Origin of the sequence: Flammeovirga sp. EKP202 (assembly GCF_014534745.1) — a bacterium.
Lineage (GTDB): Bacteria > Bacteroidota > Bacteroidia > Cytophagales > Flammeovirgaceae > Flammeovirga.
The window spans coordinates 119,066-126,188 of the sequence record NZ_JACVVP010000021.1 but is presented as its reverse complement, the minus strand read 5'-3'; the positions used below and the strand labels follow the sequence as shown (position 1 = coordinate 126,188).

Sequence of the window (7,123 nt, the reverse complement as noted above, 5' to 3'; positions counted from 1 at the left end):
TCTGAGAACAACTTAATTTAGCATCTACTTATTAATATTTTAACTATTCGCAAATTTTAAGAGAGCGAAAGATCAGTAAGTAATTGAGAAATAGTTGTTGGAACAATATAATAACTTTGAGGGTTAATCTTTTTCACTATCGAAGATTAAGTTCTCATTTAAATAGAATGTGAAATCTTATCTTTTAAAGATTATATTTGATGGCGACTTCCTTTGGTGTAGTATCAAACTTTTCTTTAAAGTTCTCAGAAAAGTTAGATAAACTTTTATACCCAAAATGCCTTGCTACATCAGAAATAGAAACTTGCTGTGTTTCCAACATTTTATACGCTAATTCAAGACGATAATTGGAATGAAAACAAGGGATCGTAGTACCAAATACGCTACCAAAATCTCTTTTTAATTTAGAAACAGACACACCGTATTTTTCAGCAATAGAAGTTAAGGAGGGAGTATTATCGTAAAGAACAATCAATTCTTCTTTGATCATCTGCATTCTTTTTATATCCTCAATATGCAAGTTGGTATTTCTCTGACTTTGATGTTTTCTTCTGATAACCTGATCCAGAAAAAGCCCAGTAGCTTCCACTGATCTTGCGACAATCAAACTGTTTTTTAGGGGTGGAGTCATCTCATCATTCAACATAAAAAGGTCATCGATAAGAAGGTTGATTTTTGGAGGAGTTATTTCATAAATCACCCAAGGGTTTGCTGTATCAAATACTTTCCCGATATGCACTTTCATATGTGACATATAACGATTGAAATAGTCTTCTGAAATTCTCAACGTCACCCACTGACTCTGATCTCCTTTTTTCGCTTTCATGTTCAAGAAAATACTTGTACTCTGCATACTCATCATCGTGACAAGCGATGTTAGTTTTTGATTTTCTTGAGGTGTTTTTGGAGAGACATTGCCTTTATATTCAAATTGAAAATAAATGTATTTTTTCTCACTTGTATCACTTAATACATCCACTTCCATATCACTTTTATACCTCACATTATGAAGTCCAATCTCAATGCCATCAAATGGGAAAAACCATTCGTAGTATAATTCTACCAAATGATTATTGATATGTAATGTGTTCTCTTTGGAAGGCTCTTTACCTAGAATCGCAGTCAACTGTGTAGCTACCTCTGCCACTGACCCCGTGTGTATTGTGATTTTTTCCATAAATGTGCAATGACTCATTAATTCTGTATTGAAAATACGACAAAAAATCAGACAACAATAGCATTTGAACTAACTGCGATATCCTTTGAACCGATGAAGGTAATCTATAAACAGAGATGGAGGGTATAAATAGAATGTAAATCAATCCAATATTAAAATGAAAAATAAAACACTACAATTATTAGGTACTGCATTATTGCTACAGTCAGGCATTCAATCTGCATTTGCTCAGGTTCCCTTATCAGATGCTACTTTAGAGGGTGATGAAATTATTGAAACAGTCTATGGAAATATTGAACTAGAACACAATTTTATCACGAAAGGAGAGCAGGAATTATTTGACATTATGGATTTCCAACGTGCCTCTCAAACTTACATTTGGTCAACGCCAATTGTGTCTATGAAAACTTGGGGACTACAAGAAGATAAAGCCTATGATGTTGCTGGTTTGGAAAACTTTGTGGTCCTAAAATCCCTAAAGGAGAAAAGGGGTATTGTAACAGGTAACCTTACGACACCTTATATTTTTACCTTTTCTAACTTGAAAGATGGAGCTGTAAAATTAGAATATCCAAAAGGGATGACAGCAGGTGGTTTTTTAGATTTATGGCAAAGACCCGTTGCTGATTTAGGTTTAACAGGTCCCGATAAAGGGCAGGGCGGCACTTATATTATTTGTGGTCCAAATGATGATCCCAAAAAGTATGAAGGACAAGCAGATTTTATTGTACAGTCAGAAACAAATAACTTTTTCATAGGATTAAGAATTTTGGAAGCAGATCCAAAGGTAGAGAAGGAGTTTAAAAAGGCATTGAAACTTGGGAAAGTTGGAGAGAAATTGCACAAGGCGACTTTCGCAGAAAATAAAGATGTGGAATGGTCTGCTACTGCACCAAGAGGATTGGCGTATTGGGAAACTTTACATACGATCATCAATGAAGAACCTGTACGAGAGCAGGACAAAGCATGGATAGCAATGCTGAAACCATTAGGAATAGAAATTGGTAAACCGTTTCAACCTACCGAAAAACAAAAAGAAATTTTGATAAAAGGTGGGAATATGGGGGAATTAATGTTGAGAAACCTTCAAACAAACCCTCGTTTTAGTACGCCTTACTGGGAAGGTACAAACTGGTACAAATCATTTGATTTTAATATTCCTCAGAGCAATGATATGATGGTTTACCTTGATGAAAGAGCAGTATGGTACTACGAAGCCGTAAGTTCTACAAAAGGTATGGTAGAACCCTCACCGGGATATGGTCAGATCTATATGACATCCAAAAGAGATGAGAACGGAGAATTATTAAGGGCTGATAAAACCTACAAGTTACATGTGCCGGCTGATGTGCCAGTAGATCAATTCTGGTCCGTGACATTATACTCTGAAAATACAAGAAGACCTTATGATAATGGAGGAGAAAAAATTTCAGATGTTGGGATCAACTCAAGAAGAAAAGATGTGACATACAACAAGGACGGGTCTATCGATCTATATATAGGAGCGGAATGTCCTAAAGGAGTTAATCCTGCAAACTATTTAAAAACTGTAGGTAATGACGGTTGGTTTATCTATTTCCGTCTTTATGCACCCAAAGAAGCATTTTTCGATAAGTCTTTCCACTTGAACGACTGGGAAGTAGTCACAACTGGTTTAAGCAAGTAAGTATTAATCATAGATTCTTTACCCAATTATATTTATTAGTCTTAGCATTTTCATATACACAAAAACTAAAGTGGTAATGTTAAGTGAAAATAAAAGGAGAGACTTTTTGAGCCTCTCCCTTTTATATTTTTTGATAATGGGTTCCGAAAATTAGAAAGTAAAATTCAAACCTGCTTGACCACCAATCCAAATGGCAGTTCTAGTTCCGTGATCTGAAGTTTCATCAAAAAATGCATGTTCTGGTACATCCAAAGTACCTGCAGTTTCACTTCCATTTAATTTATAGTCTGTTGTGTAAACATTTAAAGAAGGACCTGCATAGATACTTAAGTTCTTCAACACTTTTACTTGAACGTTTAAATCTGCTTTGTTTAATAAGTTCAGACCAGTGTCTTTCCAAGTATTATCGTGTATAACTTGGTTAGCAGAAAGGTCTAATGCTAAGTTCACTCTTTTTGCTAACTCGAATTGAGTACCGAAACCAGCACCAAATGTATTCACAAGTTTATCGTTGTATTCAGTATAACCTACTTTAAAAATTGTATAGAATTGTTGTGTACCCATTTTGAAGTTTACGTTACCCCAAACTGTTTCACCAACACCAACTTCTACTGCATAATAACCATCTTTCACTATATTGATAAGGCCAATAGGAGTACCCTTTGCTCCATCTTTTACGACGTTAATTAAGCCAATTTGAGCACCATTTAAGCTATCAGTATAGTTTACTAAACCCACTTGTGCACCTTTGAGGTTACCTCTTACTGTATTGATCAATCCAATTTGTGCACCATTCATATCACCACCAGAAATGTTGGAGATACCAGAAATTTGAGCACCATTTACTTCATTATTTGTATAGTTATTGATACCTGCTAATTGTAAACCTCTTGCTGAAGAGGTATTTAAGTTGGTAATACCAGCAATAACAAGCCCGTTACTTTCGCCTCTTGTGACATTTGTGATACCCGCTATTTGACCGCCTCTTACATCTCCATTATTAACATTGGCAATACCTCCCAACTCAAAGTAATTGACACCACCATTCACACCCCAAAGCACGTTAAAAGAGCCATCACTTGCTACTTGTGTATTTGTACCGTTAATTCCTAAAGGGTATAAAAATGACACTTGAAAAGGTCTTGAATCTTTCTCTTGAGCAAAAACAGATGATGTAATGAATAAAAGTGAGAAAAGGTTGAAAATTAGATTTTTCATTTGATTATATATTTAGATATTTTTTGTTTCAAAATTAATTGGAATAGGAGGTTGACTTCACTTGACGTCATGAGTAGAAGTCTTTGTTTTCCTGCTTCCGGTATAATGACCCGTGTTTGAGGATTTACCCCTATTCTTTTTTGAAAAAAAATCTAATTATTTTTTAATCGAGTGAAAATGAATGACTTATTGGTAAAAAAAGAGGCCGATTATTTTTCAATAACCGGCCTCTAATTGTCAATTGTTTCTTTTACATAGAAAGAAGGCTTTCTCTTAATGATGCATCAATTGGAGTATTTCCTAAATAGATGTTCATTAGAGCTTTTTTGAATGCTTTATTATCAGTTTGGAATAGTTGCTCTCCGTTTTTGAAGAGAGTCACTTGATTGTTCTTGCTGATAATTCTGAAATGGTCGCCTGTTTCAATCAAATCACCAAAAGAGGCAATGTATTCTTTGATATCATCACTGATGCTATCTACATTTCCTAAGTTCGATTTGTTGAAAGCTTCACCAAATAGTTTTTCTACTGTTGTCACTTGAGAAGTTATGATTTTATCATGTTTTCTTAAGTCAGAAATAAACTGCTTTTCATCAGCAGAAGCATTAAGATCTGCTTTTAGATCTTTGGCGTATGCTGTTTTGATTTTTTTGACAGTAGTTTCAGATTGTAAGTAATTAGAAGTCATTACAAGGTCAATTACTTTTAAATCATCACTGTAGATTAAACTAATGGCATCATCTGTTGGTTGTTCAACATACAAAGCACAAGAGAATACTTTTTTTAGCCCCTTTGAGAATGAACCATAACCATTACTTTGTAAAGATTGGTTACTGACATTTATTTTCTCAGGAAATTCAACCTCATTAAAAAAGTCAGTCTTGAAAGTAGGTTGGTCTTGTGCGTGAAGTTGAAGTGAAATGAATAATAAAACAATGCTTAGAAAGTTAAGACGATAAACATTTTTCATGGAAGTTCACTTTTTATTTAAAAAATGGAGTTAATTCAAATGCAAAATCCAAATATTATATAACTATTCAAAGAAAAAATTTAACAATAATGTTAATATTGTTATATGTTTAAACGAATATTGTTTAATGTTTTTGAATTCTAATTTCATTATACTAATATTGTTTAAACAAATAAAACACAAACAAATATTGTTTTTGTTTGAATGTAAACTGTATACTTTTGAAAAATAGAATTAAATAAAATTATAAATCATGGAAAATCAATCACTTACGCAAGGTTATTCATTCGTTTCAGAAGGAAAAGCAACAACGGTTATTCGATATTTACTTGCCGTCATGATGATCGTTTTTGGATTAAACAAATTTTTGAATTTTATACCAATGCCTCCTGCTAGTGAGGAAGTTGCACAAGTTTTTGGCTCATTAATGCTAATGGGAGTCTTACCAATCGTAGGAATTATCGAGGTAGTTGGTGGATTGTTATTGGCAACGAAGAAAGCGGTTCCTGCTACGTTAGTAGTTTTAGGAGCAGTAGGATTCAACGCATTTTTATTCCATGCAACACTTGATCCTGCTGGAATTGGCGGTGCAACATTCTTTTTAGGAATGGTCATTTATTTGGCTTATGCTTATAGATCTAAATTTGCCCCTCTCTTTAAATAAGAGTATAATTTGATATGCATTTGTTCGTATACTAGAAAATATACTTTTACCTTAAGTTTAAACTTGAAGTTTTTAACCCATTCAAAGAGTAGTTTTATGCTACTCTTTTTTTATATCTCTACTCAAAACCTTTCGAATAGTACGGTATAGAGGAGTCATATTAATTAAATTAGGGGCTATTTCAATTATAGATTCGTATTTATATAGTATATTCTCACCTTACTTTATACCTTTACTTAAGAGTATAACAAGTATCGAGAGTTGAATGCATAATGTTTTAAAAAAATATTTACTACTTTTTTCCATTACTTTAATTGGAGTATGTGCTTATGGGCAACCTGGAAAATCAGAGTTAGCTTTGGCCATCACAATTGACAGTGCTATTTATCATAGAGATGGTAGCATTGTGGATCAATGGATCAATTATGAAGTTTTCACTCAGAGGGTATTTAAAAGTTTACATAGAAGGTCTACTGATTGGAAAGAATATTCGGAGGTATTTAAGCAACAATTAAGGCTGGGAGAGTTATTAGTAGAGCAAATCGGTACAGATGGTGAATTATCATTTGTGAAGGTTTTAGAAGATACTGATGGCAATGTAAATCTGTTATACCGTGATTTGAAGGGAGATGGATGGCTTGATTATAATGAAATGTTGTTGGTCAAAAATCATCTGAATCAATGGAATATTGCTGATATCTACTTTTATTCTGGAGGAGGATATTTTTCAGACATTGTAGCGACCATGTTGGCCAATGAAAATCCTGACTTAGTACAGAATGTTTCTTATAGAAACTCATTATTGAAGGTAATTGATCTTTTTGGGTATAATCAAGAGGGATTATACGGAAGTACAATTTCTGAATACGATTCACTTTCTTCTTTTTTTAAGAAACAAAAAAATACACAAATTGCTTTAATTCAAGCTCATGCATTGCAAGGTAATATTTCAGAGATGGAGTCTCTCAAAAATGCCTATTTGCAGCAATACCCTGATGACAAAAGTATTCGTTTAGTTTTAATGGATATTTATGGTTCCCTGGATAATTATGAAATGGCAAAAGTAATGTTAGATGAATTAGCTCAGTTAATAGGAGGCGATGAATACCTTTCGTTACGTGAAGCTGAAATTCTTTTAGCATGGAATAAATCACCAAAAGCCAAAAAGGTATTAAAGAAGATTATAAAGTCAGAAAGCTTTGTGACAGATGCACGGCTTTTACTAGTAGATGCTTATTATTCGGAACAGAATTACAAAGGAATGCTCGAAGAGGTAGTGAAAGTCTCTGATGTAGTGGGAGTTCCTATTGAGGAAATATTATCCAAAGATCATTACGAGCAGTTTTATAGTTCTCCTGATTGGCAGAAATGGAAAAAACAAAACAAAAAAAAAAGTCATGATTTAAAATAAAATCATGACTTTTTTAT

6 protein-coding genes are annotated in these 7,123 nt (G+C 33.5%); 3 read left to right on the top strand and 3 right to left on the bottom strand.

Annotation, left to right across the window (positions count from 1 at the left end; translation table 11 throughout):
- Positions 1 to 184: 184 nt before the first annotated feature.
- Positions 185 to 1,195 carry an AraC family transcriptional regulator gene (locus IC221_RS14630; protein ID WP_223241389.1) on the bottom strand — a complete coding sequence of 337 codons (1,011 nt, stop codon included), beginning with the start codon at positions 1,193 to 1,195 and terminating at the stop codon, positions 185 to 187.
- A 139-nt stretch (positions 1,196 to 1,334) separates the two neighbouring features.
- Here IC221_RS14630 and IC221_RS14625 point away from each other — a divergent pair, with 139 nt between their 5' ends.
- On the top strand, positions 1,335 to 2,843 hold the full coding sequence (locus IC221_RS14625; protein WP_188169677.1) for a DUF1254 domain-containing protein: 1,509 nt from the start codon (positions 1,335 to 1,337) through the stop codon (positions 2,841 to 2,843).
- Positions 2,844 to 2,993: 150 nt separating this feature from the next.
- Here the strand turns inward: IC221_RS14625 and IC221_RS14620 are convergent, their stop codons facing one another.
- Positions 2,994 to 4,061 (bottom strand): hypothetical protein, encoded by a 1,068-nt coding sequence (locus IC221_RS14620; RefSeq protein ID WP_188169676.1) that lies wholly within the window; start codon positions 4,059 to 4,061, stop codon positions 2,994 to 2,996.
- 250 nt (positions 4,062 to 4,311) lie between these two features.
- Positions 4,312 to 5,031, bottom strand: coding sequence for a chalcone isomerase family protein (locus IC221_RS14615; protein ID WP_188169675.1), 720 nt, complete (start codon positions 5,029 to 5,031; stop codon positions 4,312 to 4,314).
- A 253-nt stretch (positions 5,032 to 5,284) separates the two neighbouring features.
- On the opposite strand from IC221_RS14615, the gene IC221_RS14610 reads away from it, so the two are divergent.
- Together IC221_RS14610 and IC221_RS14605 are read left to right on the top strand one after the other, a co-directional pair.
- The gene (locus IC221_RS14610) at positions 5,285 to 5,695 is read left to right on the top strand and encodes a DoxX family membrane protein (RefSeq protein WP_188169674.1); all 411 of its coding nucleotides are present in this window, start codon (positions 5,285 to 5,287) and stop codon (positions 5,693 to 5,695) included.
- 265 nt (positions 5,696 to 5,960) lie between these two features.
- Positions 5,961 to 7,106, top strand: a complete 1,146-nt coding sequence (locus tag IC221_RS14605) for a lipopolysaccharide assembly protein LapB (RefSeq protein WP_188169673.1) — start codon at positions 5,961 to 5,963, stop codon at positions 7,104 to 7,106.
- Positions 7,107 to 7,123 lie beyond the last annotated feature (17 nt).